Consider the following 17,558-nt stretch of genomic DNA (forward strand, 5'->3'; position numbering starts at 1 on the left):
AAGATAATATAACTCCTGTAATATGTTATCTGAGAAACATTTTAAGTTTACAAATAGGAGAAGCAAATATGAATACAAAAAATTTAGTTTTCGTCGCTTTATTTAGTTCTATTATGGGAGTGTTAGGGTTAATACCTCCGATTGCTCTTTCTATTACACCAGTTCCGATTACATTGCAATCACTCGGTGTTATGCTTGCGGGTGGGTTGTTAGGATCACGTCTAGGTGCGTTAAGTCAGCTTATTTTCTTACTTATTGTAGGAGTTGGAGCACCATTACTTGCTGGTGGACGTGGTGGCCTTGGTGTATTTGTTGGGCCAAGTGCAGGATATTTACTTGGTTACATTATTGGAGCGTTTGTTATTGGTTATTTAATTGAGCGTTTACGTGAAGTTTCTATTATAAAAGTATTATGTATTAATATAATTGGTGGTATTTTCGTAGTTTATGTATTTGGTATTACTGTACAAGCGTTTTTAATGAATGTTTCTGTATGGGAGACAATGAAAGTGAGTGCTGTGTTTTTACCAGGGGATTGTATAAAAGCAATTATTGCGGCAGTTCTCGTAACAAAATTACATCGTTCATTGAAACATATTATTACACCCGCTTTAAAGAATGGAAAATATACAAATGCGGGATGATAAAGGGAAGAAACACGTTTATTGCGTGTTTCTTTTTATTATTTTTGTAAAGAAAGGACATCTCACATGGGGATTACAAAAGAATATAAAAAGCATGCCTCTTTACAACCAAATAAAATAGCGATAAAGGAAAATGATAGAGTTTTAACATATAAAGAGTGGTTTGAATCAGTTTGTAAAGTAGCAAGCTGGTTAAATGAAAAAAAATTGAAGAATAAAACGATAGCAATCCTATTAGAAAATCGTATAGAGTTTTTACAACTATTTTCTGGTGCCGCTATGGCCGAGTGGGTTTGTGTTCCGTTAGATATAAAGTGGAAACAAGATGAGCTCAGAGAAAGAATTGAAATTAGTAATCCGGATATGATTGTGACAGAACGATATAAGGTGAATGATCTATTGGATGAAGAAGGAAGAGTAATTGAAATTGATGAGTGGAAAAGAATGATAGAGAAATATCTTCCTACATATTCCACTGTAGAAAGTGTACAACATGCTCCTTTTTATATGGGATTTACATCAGGATCAACAGGAACAGCAAAAGCATTTTTACGTGCACAACAATCGTGGGTTCATAGTTTTGATTGTAATGTACATGACTTTTATATGAAAAGGGAGGATTCGATTTTAATAGCTGGGACGCTCGTTCATTCTCTTTTCTTATACGGGGCAATAAGTGCATTATATGTAGGACAAACGGTGTACATTATGAGAAAGTTCATTCCAAATCAAGTACTAGATCAGTTAGAAACTGAAAATATATCAGTTATGTATACAGTTCCGACAATGCTTGAATCTTTATATAAAGAAAATAGAGTAATAGAAAATAAAGTGAAAATTATTTCGTCAGGAGCGAAATGGGAAACTGAAGCGAAAGAAAAAATAAAGAATATATTTCCTTATGCGAAAAGATATGAATTTTATGGTGCATCAGAGTTAAGTTTTGTAACAGCACTAGTCGATGCAGAAAGCGAAAGAAGACCAAATTCAGTAGGAAAACCTTGTCATAATGTGCAAGTTCGAATATGTAATGAAGCAGGCGAAGAAGTACAAAAAGGTGAAATAGGAACTGTTTATGTGAAAAGTGATCAGTTTTTTATGGGATACATAATAGATGGGGTTTTAACACGGGAGTTGAATGCAGAAGGCTGGATGACAGTGCGAGATGTAGGCTATGAAGATGAAGAAGGCTTTATATATATTGTTGGTAGAGAGAAGAATATGATTTTATTTGGAGGAATCAATATTTATCCAGAAGAAATAGAAAGTGTATTACATGAACACCCAGCTGTCGATGAAATAGTTGTAATTGGTGTGAAAGATAGTTACTGGGGTGAAAAGCCCGTCGCGATCGTAAAAGGAAGTGCTACGAAACAACAATTAAAGAGTTTTTGCTTACAGAGATTATCCTCGTTTAAAATACCGAAAGAATGGCATTTTGTAGATGGAATACCTTATACAAATAGTGGGAAAATCGCTCGTATGGAAGCAAAAAGTATGATTGAAAACCGGGAGAAAATATATGAATAGAGCAGTTATTGTAGAGGCGAAAAGAACACCTATTGGTAAGAAGAATGGGATGTTAAAAGAGTATGAAGTTCAGCAATTAGCAACGCCGCTTCTTACGTTTTTAAGTAAAGGGATTGAGAGGGAAATAGATGATGTCATATTAGGTAATGTTGTTGGGCCAGGAGGGAATATTGCGAGACTATCTGCTTTAGAGGCGGGACTTGGCTATCATATTCCTGGTGTAACGATTGATCGGCAATGTGGTGCTGGTTTAGAAGCAATTCGAACTGCGTGTCATTTCATTCAAGGCAGAGCAGGTAATTGCTATATTGCAGGAGGAGTAGAGAGTACAAGTACGTCACCTTTTCAAAAAAGAGCAAGATTTTCACCTGAAACAATTGGTGATCCTGACATGGGAGTAGCGGCTGAATATGTTGCGCAGCGTTATAACATAACGAGAGAAATGCAAGACGAGTACGCTTGTCTTAGTTATAAGCGGACATTGCAAGCGTTAGAAAAAGGCTATATACATGATGAAATATTTTCTTTTAATGGATTATTAGATGAATCTATAAAGCTAGAAATGAATTATGAACGAATCATTAAAAGAACAAAGCCCGCATTTTTACAAAATGGAACAGTGACGGCAGGTAATTCATGTGGTGTAAATGATGGGGCATGTGCTGTTCTTGTAATGGAAGAGGGACAAGCCTTAAAGTTAGGTTATAAACCTGTACTTCGTTTCGTTCGTAGTGCTGTAGTTGGAGTAGATCCCAATCTTCCAGGAACTGGTCCAATATTTGCGGTGAACAAATTATTAAACGAAATGAATATGAAAGTAGAGGACATCGATTATTTTGAAATAAATGAAGCATTTGCCTCAAAAGTTGTAGCTTGTGCAAAGGAGTTACAAATTCCGTATGAAAAATTAAATGTAAATGGTGGGGCAATTGCGCTCGGTCATCCGTACGGTGCATCTGGGGCTATGCTTGTAACACGTTTATTTTATCAGGCGCAAAGAGAGCATATGAAATATGGAATTGCTACATTAGGAATTGGAGGCGGGATAGGGGTTGCGCTATTATTTGAGAAAGTAGAAGACTAGAAAGGAACTAGTTTTCTACTTTTTGAGGAACATAAACATTGCTACCAGGTTTTGCTTTTATTTCATTCCAAGCAGCAATCGCATCAGCTTTTGCTTTTCCTTTATTATTTGGATCTTCGAAAAAGTCACGAGTAAAGCGATTGTATTCAAATTGTGCACCGATAGTTGTTTTGTATGTAGGGTCTTTTTTTCGTTCGTTTTCTTCATGCCAAAAAGCTACCGCGTCTTCATATGTTTTTCCAACATTCTCTTTAAAAAATTTTTGAAGAGCTACTGTAAAGCGGAAGTTTGTTCCGATTTTTTCTTTGAAAAAAGCACGAACATCTTCGCTACAGCGGTGATTTTTAGTAATAATCGTTTGAAGAGAAAGGTCTTTATAAGAGAGGGGAGCTTTGCTCACTTTTTGCACAGAGCTGTTTTTTAAGACTTTCCCCGTAGTTAAATAATGTGAGATACGCTCGGTTATTTCGGTCTTAGAGCCACTAGCTGGCAAACCATGCTCGCGACAAAATGTTTGCAGTTCTGCTTTTAACCAATAATAGTTTTGAAAATCTTTAAGTGATATAGATTTTGTTAAAGGTGGACGCATGAATATAACAACTTCTTTCTTCCATAATTTTCATTAATTATAAAACGTATGTTCTTTTTGTGGAAGGATTAATTTGTAAATATAACAGGAGGAGGAGATTACATATGGAAAATGTAATGCAAGTTCGTATTACGGGAATTTTAATTGAAGATGAAAAAAAGTATTGCTAGTAAAGCAAAAAGTGGCTAATCGCGATTGGTCTTTACCTGGAGGAAGGGTAGAGAATGGTGAAACGTTAGAAGAAGCGATGATTCGAGAAATGAGAGAAGAAACGGGATTAGAAGTTAAAATTAAGAAGCTACTCTATGTTTGTGATAAACCAGATGCTAGTCCATCTTTGTTACATATTACGTTTCTGCTTGAAAGGATTGAAGGTGAAATTACACTACCTTCTAACGAGTTCGATCATAATCCGATTCATGATGTGCAAATGGTACCGATTAACGAATTAAGTTATTATGGTTTTTCGGAAACTTTTATCAATCTTATAAGTGGCGGTTTTGCAAATGCAGGAAGTTATCAAGGGTTAAAACGAAATATAGGCCTGTAAATATAGTTGAAGGATAGCCGTTAGCTATCCTTCATAAACATGTTTTACACTGCTGACTGTAAAGAAGAAACAAGCTGATTTAAAAACTCGTCCCCGTTCATCACCGCTTTTCCGCCGCCGCGTGCACTCTTTTTATTTCCGCCACCTTTTCCTTCAATTGCAGGAAGAGCATCTTTTAAAAGAGCATTCATATCGAGCGTTACTGTTTTTCCGCAAGCGAGAATACATTGTAGTTTGTCATCATTTTCAATAACGAAATACGTAATTGCATGCTCTTGTTGTTCTGTAATGATAGCTGATAGTTTTGCAATTTCTTGCATAGAACGATCTGTAAATGCTTTAGAAATAAGTAACCCAGCATGTATTTCTATAGACTGTTGCAGTAATTCATTTGCCTCTGCAAATAATAATTTTTCATTCATTGTTTGTATTGTTTTTTCGTTTTCCTTTTGAGCGGTAAGAAGCTGTGCTACTTTTGCTGGGATATCAGTTTCGCTACTGTTTAATTGTTTGGAAACATCTTTTATAATTTGTTGCTGTTGCCCCATTAATTTAAGTGTACGCCAACCAGCGATAAAGGTTAAGCGTATACCACCTTTATTGCGCTCCCATCCTAGTACTTGAATAGGACCAACTTCACCAGTGCGTTTCGGATGGGTTCCACCACAGCCGTTGTAGTCGTAATTTTCGATAATAACAACACGTATATTCTCTGTCATAGTCGGTTCTTTACGAAGGGGCAATGTTTTCGCTTCTTCTAAGTTCATCCACTCTATACAGATTGGGTGGTTTTCAAAAACTATATTGTTTGCAATTTGTACTGCTTTTTCAACCGTTTCTGCATGTAAATTTTCTGTTTCTAAATCAATTGTTACCGTTTCTTTACCAAGATGGAATCCAATCGTAGGTATGTTAAAATAATCCCAAAAAGCAGCAGATAAAATGTGCTGAGCCGCATGTTGTTGCATATGATCAAAACGGCGCTCCCAATTAATTTTACCTTCTACGTCTTCTGTATGTAATTGTTCTGCGATGTAGTGACAAATTTCTCCGTTTATCTCTTCTACATTGATTACATTTATATCATTTAATGTACCAGTATCATATGGTTGTCCGCCACCTGTCGGATAAAATGCTGTTTCATTCAAAACAACGTATAAGTTACCATCTTTATCATAATCTTGCTTTATAATTTTAGTAGTAAAGTCTTGCTTATAAGCGTCAGTGTAATATAATTTGTGTTCCAATTTTCTTTCTCCTCTCGCATTAACTAGTTTCATTGTAAAGCAATTGAAATTAGTTTCCTAATATTTCAGAAGAAAGAAACTATTTTTAGAATTTTCTTGCTATAATAAGGGAAAGAAAATGCGGGGGTGGAATAAATATGTTATATGAAAACGGCGTAGATAAACTGCTTAGTTTAAGCAGAAATATTTCCGAATTATATCGAGAATTAAACGAAATGACCCGGATTTTAACGGATTGTAATCGAGAAAGTGTGAAGTTTGATCGATTATATGTAAAAGAGTTACTTTGGAAGAAAGAAGATGTAATAGAGAAATATGACCAGCTACTTGTACAACTTTGTATTAACGAATGCTTTGATCTAAAAAGTGTCATTACAGGGGAATATAAGTATACATATGAAGAAGTAGAAAACATAGTTTTACAATTTAATGAAAAGTATAATGTCGTAATCTTAATTAAAGATGTGTGTAAAGAATTACAATTCACATATGGAATTGATATGGACATAACGAGAACAACTCGGGTATCAACAGCTCAAGTATAGAAAAAGGAAAAGAAAGCAGATCCTTTGCTTTCTTTTTTTGTGAAAATAGAGAGAGTAGGTTTAACGATGAAGGGGAAGTTACAGCATATTCATCCGCTTGGAATGAGTATTATTTTAGGGACATTGTTTGCTAGGTTTGCAACTTCAATGAGTATCCCTTTTTTAGCGATTTATTTAACGACTGTTAAAGGTGTATCAGCTGGAATGACTGGTGCTATTATCGGAACGAGTGCACTTGTTGGCGTTTTTGCTAGTTTTATCGGAGGGAATTTATCAGATCGATTTGGCCGGAAAACGATTATGCTCTGGTCCATGATTGTTTGGATTTTTGTGTTTATAGGTTTTTCACTTGCGGATCATGTTTTAAGTTTCTTTTTATTAAACGCTTTAAATGGATTATGTAGGTCGTTTTTTGAGCCAACATCAAGAGCATTATTATCAGATTTAACAAAGCCTGAGTATCGGTTACTCGTCTATAACTTACGATACGGTGCAATAAATGTTGGAGTTGCAATTGGACCAATTGTTGGATTACAGATTGGAAGTGCAAAATCAACAATTCCTTTTTTAGTAGCAGCTGGGGTATATATTCTATATACAGCTATATTAGCGTTCCAATTTAAGAAGTATCCAATGGAAAAAAAGAAAGTGAGGACAGAAAAACCTGTTACAATGCTAAATGCAATGCGTATATTGCGAAAAGATATAGTATTTTTAGTTGCTTTAGTCGGTATTATTTTGAGTAATTGCGGTTTTTCACATTTAACGACGACAGTATCTCAATATTTTGCAAATGCATATATATTTGAGGATGGAGTGAAGCTATTCTCATATATGCTCGCTTTAAATGCAATTGTTGTAGTGATTATCCAATACCCTGTTATTCAAATGTGCAAAAAGTATACACCGTTAACATCAATTATGGTGGGGACTTTATTTGTGAGCGGAGGATTGTTTGGCTTTGGAATAGTAGAATCTATGCTAGGTGCTGCCGTTTGTACAATTATTTTTACAATTGGAGAAGTATTAATGTTTTCAATGACGGATGTATTTATTGATGATATTGCTGTTGCGCATCTAAAAGGAACATACTTCGGTGCGATGGGCTTTTCGGGAATTGGAGCAGTAATAGGTCCGTGGTTTGGAGGAGTACTTCTCGATTACTACGGGTACCAAAATGGGTTTGCAGTATTTTCAGCACTAGCTATATTTTCAACTGTGGCATTTCCTGTGCTTTTAGTTACAAAAGGTTTATTGAAAAAAAGATATGATAGAAATTCTAATATAGAAATGCATGCGAAATAACATAAGCCCCAGTAACCAACTGGGGCTTAGTTTGTATTATATTAACTCTTAATTTGAAAAAAGAACTTTCTTTTCATGCTTATCAGCAACTTCATTTTTGGAAATATGAATGGCTAAAAATCCGTTTTCTAAGCAGGCTAGCATCTTTTTGTAAATGATAGTAGTAGGTAAAGGGATTGTTCGTTGTAAGGAAATGTTTTTATGAAGTATGCAAATAGCTAGGCCTGTCTCTAACTTTTTAATGAGTACATTTTGTTCTGAAACATTTTGTACATCTGTTTCCAAAATATATTCTTCTTCAGTTTCACAAAGGTCGATGTGAATTTGATTTGGAAAGCTAAAGTTACTATAAGAATCGGAACAAAATTGATCCATCCATTCTTCGAAACCATCAACATGAAAAAGACAATTCTTCTTTTTCTTGCCCATGTAAGACACCCTCCGTAAAATATCAATTCATATCATGTTATGCATGAATGAAACAGAGGTGAAGAATAAATGATGAAATACAAACATTTTATGTTGAATGTGCACTGTATGTGAATGTTTTTTATTACATATCATGATGTGCATGTTTTTTTTGGCGTGAATGGTTACGGTTTTTTACTTTATGAGATCCGCTTAATGGCTCAGGTTGTCCTTGTTTTTCTTTTGATTCACGGTTGTTTTTACCCATTGTATATGACACCTCCTCTTTCTTTTTAGAATGAGAGAAGTTGACGATTTTATACGAGAATGTTTTTAGAAAAAAAGGTAAAGATAAAGGGGACTAACTATTACAGAAAGGGGATTATATAATGCCATATCATAAAGATAAGCAACAAGCTTTTCAAGCGGCACAGCAAGGAGTTACACAAGCAGAAAATGCATTTAATAATATTGTGAAAAATGACCCTAACTACGGTCATGATTTAAAAGAGTTACGTCAAGAGGTTCAGGAAGCATATGAACAAATTCAAAATGCACTAGAGGTAGCTTCAGAAACACAACGTCCACAACTTGAGCAATATGAAAATAATCTCCAAAATATAATGCGAAATGTAGATCAATTAGAAAAGTAAATGAGGTTGTTGTCTATTCGACAACCTTGCTGCTTTAGTAAACGTTATGCTAAAACAGAAAATTTTTCTATTCGTTTTTTCTTTATTATGCGCAGTACATATATTTCAAGTGGAAAAAGTGGAAGCGAAAATATTGCTCAGAAAAGAGTTAGAACCAACTGGTTATGTAACATGGGAAGTACCTAATAATGAAAAAATTATTGCAATTACATTTGATGATGGGCCAGATCCAACGTATACACCACAAGTTTTAGATCTATTACGTCAATATAAAGCTGAAGCGACATTTTTTATGATTGGATTTCGAGTTCAGCGCAATCCATACTTAGTGAAGCAAGTGTTAAAAGAGGGTCATGAAATTGGAAATCATACGATGAATCATTTGTATGCGAGTAATTCATCAGATAAAAAATTAGAAAATGATATTTTAGATGGAAAGAAATTTTTTGAAAAATGGGTGAAAGAACCTTTGCTATTCCGTCCTCCTGGTGGATATATTAACGATGCTGTATTTAAAACAGCGAAAGAAGCTGGTTATCAAACTGTTCTATGGTCGTGGCATCAAGATCCACGTGATTGGGCAAATCCAGGGGTTGAATCCATTGTAAATCATGTAGTGAAAAATGCTAAAAGTGGCGATATTGTATTGTTACATGATGGAGGAAATGATCGTAGTCAAACGGTAGCAGCGCTAGCAAAAATTTTACCTGAGCTGAAAAAGCAGGGTTATCGATTTGTAACGGTTTCGGAATTACTACGTTATAAACATTAGAAAAAATCCCAAAAGGAAAATAGACCTTTTGGGATTTTTCTTTACTGGTTCTTTTTACGTTTCTTATTATTTTGTCGCTCTGCTGGAGTTAAAGGTTCGTTTGCAAATTCTTCATTGTAACCAGTTCCTTGTCCTTGTGCAGATGCAGCATTCATTCCTGAAATAGTATGATTTGCTTTTCTTTTACCCATTTTATTTCACCCCTATAACATTTTTTGTATGTTGAATGATGAGCAGTTCATAGTATGTATGAACTGTAAGTAAACCGCTGATAGAGCATTTTACTTTATGATAATAGTATTCATAAGGAGCATGAAAGCTATTCAAATTTAGAAACATAAAGAAAACTTATGATAATCTATAAGTTTCTTATTATTTACTTATTTAGAAAGTTGTAATAAGATATTATCGTAAGGTATTGAAAAGTTTGTCTACATTTTATATTCAGACAACTTAGTCACGTTTAACAGGGGGGAAACATAATGGTCAAACATAATCCATTTCAATCACGTGCAACTTTTGAAGTAGATGGAAAAACGTATCATTATTATGATTTGAAAGCGCTTGAAAATGCAGGGGTTGGCAACGTATCTCAATTACCATATTCCGTGAAAGTTTTACTTGAATCAGTACTTCGTCAAGTAGACGGACGTGTAATCACAGAAGAGCATGTTACAAATTTAGCGAAATGGGGAACGAAAGATGTTCAAGATATCGATGTTCCATTTAAACCATCTCGTGTAATTTTACAAGATTTCACTGGTGTTCCAGCTGTTGTTGATTTGGCTTCGCTTCGTAAAGCAATGGCAGACATGGGCGGAGATCCTGACAAAATTAATCCTGAAATTACTGTAGACCTTGTAATTGACCACTCTGTACAGGTTGATAGAGCGGGTACGGCAGACGCGCTTGCATTCAACATGGACTTAGAGTTTAAACGTAATGAAGAACGTTATAAATTTTTAAGCTGGGCACAAAAATCATTTGATAACTACCGTGCGGTTCCACCAGCTACAGGTATTGTACACCAAGTAAACCTTGAATATTTAGCACCAGTTGTTCATGCTGTGAAAAATGCTGAAGGTGATTTAGTTGCATATCCAGATTCGTTAGTTGGAACAGACTCACATACAACAATGATTAACGGTATCGGCGTTCTTGGATGGGGCGTTGGTGGTATTGAAGCAGAAGCAGGAATGCTTGGACAGCCTTCATACTTCCCGGTACCTGAAGTAATCGGTGTGAAATTAACTGGTACACTTCCAAGTGGTACTACAGCGACAGACGTTGCATTAAAAGTAACACAAGTATTACGTCAAAAAGGTGTAGTTGGTAAATTCGTTGAGTTCTTCGGAAATGGACTAAAGAGCATGCCTTTAGCTGACCGTGCAACAATTTCAAATATGGCACCAGAATACGGCGCAACTTGTGGATTCTTCCCAATCGATGATATTTCATTAGAATACTTACGTTTAACAGGTAGAGATGAAGAACAAATTCGCGTTGTTGAAGAATACTGTAAAGCGAACGGTTTATTCTATACAGCAGATAGTAAAGATCCAATCTATACTGATCTTGTTGAAATTGATTTAAATACAATCGAATCTAACCTTTCTGGACCGAAACGCCCACAAGATTTAATTCCACTTTCAGATATGAAAGATGCGTTCCACAAAGCTGTTGTAGCACCAGTTGGAACACAAGGACTTGGATTTAATGAGCAAGAGTTCGATAAAGAAGTGAAGGTTACATTAGAAGATAAAGAAGTAACGATGAAAACAGGTGCAATTGCAATCGCTGCAATTACAAGCTGTACAAATACATCAAACCCATACGTATTAATCGGGGCAGGTTTAGTTGCGAAGAAAGCAATTGAAAAAGGACTTAAAGTACCTGAGTATGTAAAAACATCATTAGCACCAGGATCAAAAGTTGTTACTGAATACTTAGATAAATCAGGTTTAACAACATATTTAGATCAATTAGGTTTCCAAACAGTTGGTTACGGCTGTACGACTTGTATCGGTAACTCTGGTCCATTAGCGCCAGAATTAGAAGAAGCAATCGCAGCAAACGACTTACTAGTAACATCTGTTTTATCTGGTAACCGTAACTTTGAAGGTCGTATTCATCCACTTGTAAAAGCAAACTACTTAGCATCACCACCACTAGTTGTGGCATATGCACTTGCAGGTACTGTTGATATTGACCTGAAAAATGATGAAATCGGTAAAGATGCAAATGGCAATGCTGTTTACTTCAACGATATTTGGCCATCAGCTAAAGAAATTGAAGATGTAGTTCAAAACGTTGTTACATCTGAACTGTTCAAGAAAGAATATGCACAAGTATTTAACAGCAATGAGCGCTGGAATGAAATCCAAACTTCAAACGAAGCTTTATATACTTGGGATAATGATTCAACATACATTCAAAACCCGCCATTCTTTGAAGGTTTATCTAAAGAGCCAGGTGAAGTCGAAACATTATCAGGCCTACGCGTAGTTGGTAAATTTGGTGACTCTGTAACGACAGACCACATTTCACCAGCAGGTTCAATCGGTAAGCATACACCAGCTGGACGCTACTTATTAGAAAACGGCGTACAACCAGTTGACTTTAACTCTTACGGTTCTCGTCGTGGTAACCATGAAGTTATGATGCGTGGTACATTCGCAAACATCCGTATTAAAAACCAAATCGCACCAGGAACAGAAGGCGGATATACAACATATTGGCCAACTGGTGAAGTAACATCTATCTATGATGCTGCTATGAAATATAAAGAAGATGGAACAGGTCTTCTAGTTGTTGCTGGTAAAGATTACGGTATGGGAAGTTCTCGTGACTGGGCTGCGAAAGGTACTAACTTATTAGGTATTAAAGCAGTAATCGCAGAAAGCTTCGAACGTATTCACCGCAGTAACTTAGTGTTAATGGGTGTACTACCGCTTCAATTTAAAGATGGCGAAAGTGCTGAAACGTTAGGTCTTGTTGGTAACGAGTCATTTGAAATTCAAATCGACAAAACAGTTAGACCACGCGATCTTGTAAAAGTAGTTGCAACTGATGCAGATGGCAACGAAAAACAATTTGAAGTAGTAGCTCGTTTCGATAGTGAAGTTGAAATTGACTACTACCGTCACGGTGGTATTCTGCAAATGGTTCTTCGTGAGAAAATTGAAGAATCTAAAGTATCGAACTAAATTATTGAAATGAACAATAAGGAAGCTAACAATAGTTAGCTTCCTTATTTTATGGAAAGGGATGAAACCATTTGGTTTCATCCCTTTCTTTTTACTATAAAAATGGAGGAAACGTCATGACAGAGTATAAAAGAATATTGTTGCCGTTACGACAAGAGAAAATATTAGTAATAGCAGCTGTATGTAGTGGGATAATTGCTGCCATTTTAAATTTATCACGCCCAATTTTCATGGGGTTAATTGTAGACAATCTTATTCAAAGGGAGCTAAAAGGTGCGTATTTATATATAGCCTTGTTTGCGGGTAGTCGCTTTTTAATGTGGGCGAACAATCTTTTATTTGATTATATAAGTTCAAAAGCGAGTCAACGTATATTACAAACGAAACGTATAGAATTATTACGTAACTATTTCTCATTACCGTTTGAAGAGAGTGAGAAGATTAAGCAAGGAGAGTTAGAAACTTTGGTCGTGTCTGATATTCCGAACTGGGTCAGATTATATGGCTCTATATTAATAGAATATATACACGCTATTGCCCAATTTATTGGGGCTTTCATAGCACTACAACATATAGATATACAGTTTATATTGTGGGTAACTCCGTTTTTATTTTTAAGTACAATTGTTCCAATACTGATGGGAGAAAAGGTAAGAGATATTGCAAGCGTTGCTCAAAAAAATCACTCAAGTGTTGTAGAGATGGTGTCACAGTTTGTAAAGGGGATACAAGATTTGCGGAGTTTACAAAAAGAAAAATGGGCAATTCGCTTATTTAAAAGAGTAACGGCACAATCGTATAAATCGGAAGTAAAGAAGACGATGATGCAACATTGTATTGGAGTAGTTGGAACGGTGATTGAAACAGGAGCATATATCCTTGTTCTCATTATAGGTGCACAAAAAATAATGAGGGGAGAAATAGAAGTTGGTTCACTCATTGCAGTGTTAGCGACAATTGAGATGCTCTTTTTCCCTGTCCGTTATGTGGGCGATTTATTAATAATGACACAAGTTGCAGTCGCTTCGGCAAATAGAGCTTTTTGCTTTTTAAATAAACGAGCAGCAGATAGCAATGTAGAAAGAGCGATGGGGATCAGGATAACAAATGTTTCATTTCAGGAGAATGATGGAGAGAAATGTAGAATTCATAATATCGATTTACAAATTCATCCTGGTGAACTCGTTATTATTGTGGGAGAAAGCGGTGCAGGAAAAACAACGCTTTTAAAGTTAATAACGGGCTTGTATAAACCATCTAACGGTAGCATTGCTTATTATGGTAATGAAGCTCGTATGACTACAGTGTGGCAAGAACCACGTTTTTTCCGAACGACGGTAACAGAGAATATGTATTTCGGGGAAGAGGGTTTAGAAAATCAGCTAGAAAAAAATAGTGAACTTATAAATGCAACGCCGATTATTAGAGGGTTACCTGAAGGGAGTCAAACTGTGCTACATAAAAGCGGTGAAGAGTTTTCAGGAGGCGAAAGAAAACGTCTTGCCTTATTGCGAGCGATTGTATCAAATCCAACTCTTATTATTTTAGATGAACCGACAGCTGGGTTAGATCCGGGCAATCAAGAATTGGTTTGGAATATGATTGAAGGGATAGGAAGAGATGTAACGAGAATTGTGGCAACACATGATGTAGAGAGAGCGATGATAGCAGATTGTGTTGTTGTCATGAAGAATGGGATTATTGTGGAATGTGGGAATCCTAGAGAATTATTAAATTGCAACTCATTGTACAATGAGTTGCAAACAAAAAGATAAGAGATATGTAATGCTCTTATCTTTAGTCCGCTATTTGCCGGGTAGCCCGATTGGTGAGGGCTGATTAAAGTTTCACTTTATTCGGTCTCATTAAGTTGATAAGTATAAGAATTCGGATCACTAGAATTAACTTCTTTGACGAGAGTAAGTTGATTTGTATCTGGATTATATTTAAAAATCTTAATTGTATGTTCGCTATTTAGTAATGGATTATATTCTTGAATAGCGAATGTATTTTCCGCAATTTGTGTCATATTACTGGTGGGAACATTTTCTATGGAATCATGATTTGTAGAAATTTCAACGACTTTTTCACTGTTGAAAAATAAAAGAACGATTACTAAAATAACTAAGCATATTCGTATATAGCGTAGCTCTTTTGTGATAGGGTGTTCTCCCAAAACAATCATCCTTTCTATAACTATTCTATAGTAGTAATGGTAGTCATTGTGAAAAAAGTAATAATGCCGAGGCCTGCCAAAAGGATAAATGAGATTAATGCGATATAGAGACAAATACGTCCAACTTGTTTTTTTAGGATCTTTACTAAATAGTGAGATAATCCATGTGATAATTCCGATTGGGAAAAATATAAAACTAAGAATATATAGAAGTATTTTTTCAAATAAATTCATGAGAGCTCCTTTCATTGTAAAATGTTCCGTGTATTTCTAATTATATGATTAAAAGGTAAATATTTCATATTATTTATAAAAATTCTGATTATTTAGAATGTGAATATTTTCAAGCTTGTCCGTATAAGCTAAAATAAGGTATATAGCATCTGAATGGATATATTAAAAGAAGATAAACACGTTAGGGTGATATAACATGTGGCGGAAGCTTATGATTATTGTAGTGTTACTTTGTTTAGCGGGATATGCAGCTTATGAACAGTTTGGTCATAAAGAGCAGGCGGTAAAAGTGAAGCAAGAAAAAAGTGAAGTTGCTATGAAAGAGATGATCGCAAGGAATGGTATTGAGATAGGGAAGAGTGCACCGGACTTTGAATTAACTAAGTTAGATGGGACAAATGTAAAGTTATCGGATTTAAAAGGAAAGAAAGTAATTTTAAACTTTTGGGCTACGTGGTGTGGACCATGTCAGCAAGAAATGCCGGATATGGAGGCTTTCTATAAAGAACATAAAGAAAACGTAGAAATTTTAGCGATCAATTATACGCCTTCAGAAAAAGGTGGGGGGGAAGAGAAGGTAAGCAATTTTGCTAAAGAAAAAGGAATTACTTTTCCTATTTTATTGGACAAGAACATTGATGTGACAACAGCGTATAAAGTAATTACGATTCCAACTTCGTATTTTATAGATACAAAAGGTGTCATTCAAGATAAGTTTATTGGGCCGATGACACAAAAAGAGATGGAGAAAAGAGTTGCTAAATTAAAATAATGGTGAAAAGGTAGAGATGGAGAGTTCCCATTTCTGCCTTTTCTTTTTCAAGTAGTAATCACTTCATGATATGATGTAAGAAATATAAACGTTTAGAGATAAAGGAGTGTATGGAGTGGGGAATGTATCCTTACCGTTAGATTATGTTGTAATTGATTTTGAAACAACAGGATTTAACCCTTATAATGATAAAATTATTCAAGTTGCAGCGGTGAAATATCGTAATCATGAACTGGTAGATCAATTTGTTTCATACGTGAATCCAGAGCGGCCAATTCCGGACCGAATAACGAGTTTAACAGGTATTACCAATTATCGCGTTTCAGATGCACCGACGATTGAAGAAGTGTTACCTTTATTTTTAGCATTTTTACATACAAATGTTATTGTGGCCCATAATGCTTCTTTTGATATGCGCTTTTTGAAAAGTAATGTAAATATGCTGGGGCTGCCTGAACCTAAAAATAAAGTAATTGATACTGTATTTTTAGCGAAGAAATACATGAAGCATGCGCCTAATCATAAACTTGAAACGTTAAAACGAATGCTTGGAATTCGTTTAAGCTCTCATAATGCATTTGACGATTGCATTACGTGTGCTGCTGTTTATCAAAAGTGTGCAGCTATTGAAGAAGAAAGACAGAGAAAAGTAAATAAGGTCTCACTTGATGAAATTGTAGTATACGAAGCGGTGAAAGAAATGCTTGCACGTAATAAACGTAATGTAGAATGGCTACGTTGTATGAACGTAGGAAGTTATTTAGATATAAAAGCTTTTTATCCAGTTATGAGAGTAAAGGTAAAAGGGCGAAAGAAATACGTATTAACAGATATATTAGAAGATGATGTGAAAGAAATATGTACAAGCTTAAAATGTGAACAAGCGTTAAAAAGTGAAGTTGGTAATACGAGAATTATGCTTAATAGCTTAGAGGATGTTATGAAATTAGAAAGTTATATTTTAGAGCAGTATGATTTTGTATTACAGGCGCTTCATGATTATAAAGAAAATGAAATGAATGCGGATGAAAAGTTAAAAGAGTATTTAAATATTATGGTATAAAAAACTCCGTGTGCAATATATTGTACACGGAGTTTTTTTAGGAGTACTAAAACATAAAATTTTCTTACAAATCTGATTAAAGAGTTTTTTGTTTGCTCATACTATGTAATAAGAAAGCGAAGGAGAGAGGGTGAACAACATGAGAAGAAGTCGCCGTAAATCATTTGAAGAACTTGTAAATGAAAATAAACAACAATTATTAAGCGATCGTGATGCAATTGATCGCATTGAAGAGCGCATTGAAAAACGTTATGAAATGAAACTTTTTAAGCAAGCTGAATAATTCTTAACACTAGTACGATACTAGTGTTAAGGAGGCGATAGTAATGGGTAATCCGAAAAAAAATTCAAAAGACTTTGCACCAAATCATATTGGAACACAATCGAAAAAAGCTGGTGGAAATAAAGGAAAGCAAATGCAAGATCAAACAGGTAAACAACCGATTGTTGATAACGGTTAAAGAAAAGGAGAATATTACATTCTCCTTTTTTATGTATAAATTTGAGGGAAGATAGGTAATTTAAGATGGTGTGTATATACAATATTAGGAGGGAAGTACATGCCAAATCCAGATAATCGAAGTGACAACGCTGAAAAGTTACAAGAAATGGTGCAAAATACAGTTGATAACTTTAATGAAGCAAAAGAAACAGCGGAACTTTCTAATGAAAAAGATCGTGCTGCTATTGAAGCAAAAAATCAAAGACGTTTAGAAAGTATTGACTCATTAAAAAGTGAAATCAAAGATGAATCTTAACAAAATGTACAAAAAAGGGCTG

At 35.1% G+C, this 17,558-nt stretch carries 20 protein-coding genes and 2 pseudogenes; 15 read left to right on the forward strand and 7 right to left on the reverse strand.

Annotated features, from left to right (window positions below; translation table 11 throughout):
* Positions 1-68 precede the first annotated feature (68 nt).
* The 3 genes from CGQ22_RS13840 to CGQ22_RS13850 all read left to right on the forward strand — a co-directional run bounded on the left by CGQ22_RS13840 (position 69) and on the right by CGQ22_RS13850 (position 3,258).
* On the forward strand, positions 69-644 hold the full coding sequence (locus CGQ22_RS13840) for a biotin transporter BioY (protein ID WP_001093336.1): 576 nt from the start codon (positions 69-71) through the stop codon (positions 642-644).
* A gap of 66 nt (positions 645-710) precedes the next feature.
* Positions 711-2,174, forward strand: a complete 1,464-nt coding sequence (locus tag CGQ22_RS13845) for an acyl-CoA synthetase (RefSeq protein ID WP_089148860.1) — start codon at positions 711-713, stop codon at positions 2,172-2,174.
* A complete protein-coding gene (locus tag CGQ22_RS13850) occupies positions 2,167-3,258 on the forward strand; it encodes an acetyl-CoA C-acyltransferase (RefSeq protein WP_089148861.1) in 1,092 nt (363 codons plus the stop codon). Before CGQ22_RS13845 ends, CGQ22_RS13850 begins: the two co-directional genes overlap by 8 nt.
* Positions 3,259-3,265: 7 nt before the next feature.
* On the opposite strand, the gene CGQ22_RS13855 is transcribed toward CGQ22_RS13850, so the two are convergent.
* Entirely contained in the window at positions 3,266-3,847 is a 582-nt protein-coding gene (locus CGQ22_RS13855) for a DUF6434 domain-containing protein (protein ID WP_001247756.1), read from the reverse strand.
* 104 nt (positions 3,848-3,951) lie between these two features.
* Between CGQ22_RS13855 and CGQ22_RS13860 the strand changes: the two are divergent.
* Positions 3,952-4,397, forward strand: a pseudogene (locus CGQ22_RS13860) (NUDIX hydrolase).
* Positions 4,398-4,441: 44 nt separating this feature from the next.
* Here the strand turns inward: CGQ22_RS13860 and CGQ22_RS13865 are convergent.
* Positions 4,442-5,644 (reverse strand): serine-tRNA(Ala) deacylase AlaX, encoded by a 1,203-nt coding sequence (locus CGQ22_RS13865; protein ID WP_000400366.1) that lies wholly within the window; start codon positions 5,642-5,644, stop codon positions 4,442-4,444.
* 137 nt (positions 5,645-5,781) lie between these two features.
* Between CGQ22_RS13865 and CGQ22_RS13870 the strand changes: the two genes are divergently transcribed.
* Positions 5,782-6,189: a hypothetical protein gene (locus CGQ22_RS13870; RefSeq protein WP_000965150.1), complete on the forward strand. Its 408-nt coding sequence runs from the start codon at positions 5,782-5,784 to the stop codon at positions 6,187-6,189.
* 66 nt (positions 6,190-6,255) lie between these two features.
* Positions 6,256-7,494: an MDR family MFS transporter gene (locus CGQ22_RS13875; protein WP_000676809.1), complete on the forward strand. Its 1,239-nt coding sequence runs from the start codon at positions 6,256-6,258 to the stop codon at positions 7,492-7,494.
* A gap of 48 nt (positions 7,495-7,542) precedes the next feature.
* Here the strand turns inward: CGQ22_RS13875 and CGQ22_RS13880 are convergent, their stop codons facing one another.
* Both CGQ22_RS13880 and CGQ22_RS13885 read right to left on the reverse strand, forming a co-directional pair.
* Positions 7,543-7,923, reverse strand: coding sequence for an Hsp20/alpha crystallin family protein (locus tag CGQ22_RS13880; protein WP_000516756.1), 381 nt, complete (start codon positions 7,921-7,923; stop codon positions 7,543-7,545).
* A 124-nt stretch (positions 7,924-8,047) separates the two neighbouring features.
* A complete protein-coding gene (locus CGQ22_RS13885; RefSeq protein WP_000517653.1) occupies positions 8,048-8,170 on the reverse strand; it encodes a small acid-soluble spore protein P in 123 nt (40 codons plus the stop codon).
* Positions 8,171-8,291: 121 nt separating this feature from the next.
* On the opposite strand from CGQ22_RS13885, the gene CGQ22_RS13890 reads away from it, so the two are divergent.
* Together CGQ22_RS13890 and pdaB are read left to right on the forward strand one after the other, a co-directional pair.
* Positions 8,292-8,555 carry a hypothetical protein gene (locus tag CGQ22_RS13890; protein ID WP_001146295.1) on the forward strand — a complete coding sequence of 88 codons (264 nt, stop codon included), beginning with the start codon at positions 8,292-8,294 and terminating at the stop codon, positions 8,553-8,555.
* Between the two features lie 46 nt (positions 8,556-8,601).
* On the forward strand, positions 8,602-9,327 hold the full coding sequence (gene pdaB, locus CGQ22_RS13895; RefSeq protein WP_002164140.1) for a polysaccharide deacetylase family sporulation protein PdaB: 726 nt from the start codon (positions 8,602-8,604) through the stop codon (positions 9,325-9,327).
* A 41-nt stretch (positions 9,328-9,368) separates the two neighbouring features.
* On the opposite strand, the gene sspO is transcribed toward pdaB, so the two are convergent.
* Positions 9,369-9,518 (reverse strand): acid-soluble spore protein SspO, encoded by a 150-nt coding sequence (sspO, locus tag CGQ22_RS13900; RefSeq protein ID WP_000518057.1) that lies wholly within the window; start codon positions 9,516-9,518, stop codon positions 9,369-9,371.
* Between the two features lie 291 nt (positions 9,519-9,809).
* Here sspO and acnA point away from each other — a divergent pair, with 291 nt between their 5' ends.
* Entirely contained in the window at positions 9,810-12,533 is a 2,724-nt protein-coding gene (gene acnA, locus CGQ22_RS13905; RefSeq protein ID WP_000238559.1) for an aconitate hydratase AcnA, read from the forward strand.
* Positions 12,534-12,649: 116 nt separating this feature from the next.
* The gene (locus CGQ22_RS13910; RefSeq protein ID WP_000141524.1) at positions 12,650-14,308 is read left to right on the forward strand and encodes an ABC transporter ATP-binding protein; all 1,659 of its coding nucleotides are present in this window, start codon (positions 12,650-12,652) and stop codon (positions 14,306-14,308) included.
* A gap of 77 nt (positions 14,309-14,385) precedes the next feature.
* On the opposite strand, the gene CGQ22_RS13915 is transcribed toward CGQ22_RS13910, so the two are convergent.
* Both CGQ22_RS13915 and CGQ22_RS13920 read right to left on the reverse strand, forming a co-directional pair.
* Positions 14,386-14,718: a YmzC family protein gene (locus CGQ22_RS13915; protein ID WP_074593090.1), complete on the reverse strand. Its 333-nt coding sequence runs from the start codon at positions 14,716-14,718 to the stop codon at positions 14,386-14,388.
* Positions 14,719-14,729: 11 nt separating this feature from the next.
* Positions 14,730-14,943, reverse strand: a pseudogene (locus CGQ22_RS13920) (hypothetical protein).
* 196 nt (positions 14,944-15,139) lie between these two features.
* Between CGQ22_RS13920 and CGQ22_RS13925 the strand changes: the two are divergent.
* The 5 genes from CGQ22_RS13925 (at position 15,140) to tlp (ending at position 17,536) form a co-directional block, all read left to right on the forward strand.
* Positions 15,140-15,715, forward strand: coding sequence for a TlpA family protein disulfide reductase (locus CGQ22_RS13925; protein ID WP_000269041.1), 576 nt, complete (start codon positions 15,140-15,142; stop codon positions 15,713-15,715).
* 115 nt (positions 15,716-15,830) lie between these two features.
* Positions 15,831-16,778: a 3'-5' exonuclease gene (locus tag CGQ22_RS13930; RefSeq protein ID WP_089148862.1), complete on the forward strand. Its 948-nt coding sequence runs from the start codon at positions 15,831-15,833 to the stop codon at positions 16,776-16,778.
* Between the two features lie 139 nt (positions 16,779-16,917).
* On the forward strand, positions 16,918-17,061 hold the full coding sequence (locus CGQ22_RS13935; protein ID WP_001254699.1) for an FbpB family small basic protein: 144 nt from the start codon (positions 16,918-16,920) through the stop codon (positions 17,059-17,061).
* Between the two features lie 43 nt (positions 17,062-17,104).
* Positions 17,105-17,239, forward strand: coding sequence for an acid-soluble spore protein SspN (sspN, locus tag CGQ22_RS13940; protein ID WP_000527987.1), 135 nt, complete (start codon positions 17,105-17,107; stop codon positions 17,237-17,239).
* 99 nt (positions 17,240-17,338) lie between these two features.
* A complete protein-coding gene (gene tlp / locus CGQ22_RS13945) occupies positions 17,339-17,536 on the forward strand; it encodes a small acid-soluble spore protein Tlp (protein WP_001133511.1) in 198 nt (65 codons plus the stop codon).
* Positions 17,537-17,558 lie beyond the last annotated feature (22 nt).

This window comes from Bacillus sp. M13(2017), assembly GCF_002218325.1.
Classification (GTDB): domain Bacteria; phylum Bacillota; class Bacilli; order Bacillales; family Bacillaceae_G; genus Bacillus_A; species Bacillus_A thuringiensis_K.

Coding starts and splice junctions, on each gene's coding strand:
- CGQ22_RS13925 (WP_000269041.1), top strand. CDS start 15,140: ATGTGGCGGAAGCTTATGATTATTGTAGTGTTACTTTGTTTAGCGGGA.
- CGQ22_RS13850 (WP_089148861.1), top strand. CDS start 2,167: ATGAATAGAGCAGTTATTGTAGAGGCGAAAAGAACACCTATTGGTAAG.
- tlp (WP_001133511.1), top strand. CDS start 17,339: ATGCCAAATCCAGATAATCGAAGTGACAACGCTGAAAAGTTACAAGAA.
- acnA (WP_000238559.1), top strand. CDS start 9,810: ATGGTCAAACATAATCCATTTCAATCACGTGCAACTTTTGAAGTAGAT.
- CGQ22_RS13875 (WP_000676809.1), top strand. CDS start 6,256: ATGAAGGGGAAGTTACAGCATATTCATCCGCTTGGAATGAGTATTATT.
- CGQ22_RS13890 (WP_001146295.1), top strand. CDS start 8,292: ATGCCATATCATAAAGATAAGCAACAAGCTTTTCAAGCGGCACAGCAA.
- pdaB (WP_002164140.1), top strand. CDS start 8,602: ATGCTAAAACAGAAAATTTTTCTATTCGTTTTTTCTTTATTATGCGCA.
- sspN (WP_000527987.1), top strand. CDS start 17,105: ATGGGTAATCCGAAAAAAAATTCAAAAGACTTTGCACCAAATCATATT.
- CGQ22_RS13880 (WP_000516756.1), bottom strand. CDS start 7,923: ATGGGCAAGAAAAAGAAGAATTGTCTTTTTCATGTTGATGGTTTCGAA.
- CGQ22_RS13855 (WP_001247756.1), bottom strand. CDS start 3,847: ATGCGTCCACCTTTAACAAAATCTATATCACTTAAAGATTTTCAAAAC.
- CGQ22_RS13915 (WP_074593090.1), bottom strand. CDS start 14,718: ATGATTGTTTTGGGAGAACACCCTATCACAAAAGAGCTACGCTATATA.
- CGQ22_RS13845 (WP_089148860.1), top strand. CDS start 711: ATGGGGATTACAAAAGAATATAAAAAGCATGCCTCTTTACAACCAAAT.
- CGQ22_RS13840 (WP_001093336.1), top strand. CDS start 69: ATGAATACAAAAAATTTAGTTTTCGTCGCTTTATTTAGTTCTATTATG.
- sspO (WP_000518057.1), bottom strand. CDS start 9,518: ATGGGTAAAAGAAAAGCAAATCATACTATTTCAGGAATGAATGCTGCA.
- CGQ22_RS13870 (WP_000965150.1), top strand. CDS start 5,782: ATGTTATATGAAAACGGCGTAGATAAACTGCTTAGTTTAAGCAGAAAT.
- CGQ22_RS13885 (WP_000517653.1), bottom strand. CDS start 8,170: ATGGGTAAAAACAACCGTGAATCAAAAGAAAAACAAGGACAACCTGAG.
- CGQ22_RS13935 (WP_001254699.1), top strand. CDS start 16,918: ATGAGAAGAAGTCGCCGTAAATCATTTGAAGAACTTGTAAATGAAAAT.
- CGQ22_RS13910 (WP_000141524.1), top strand. CDS start 12,650: ATGACAGAGTATAAAAGAATATTGTTGCCGTTACGACAAGAGAAAATA.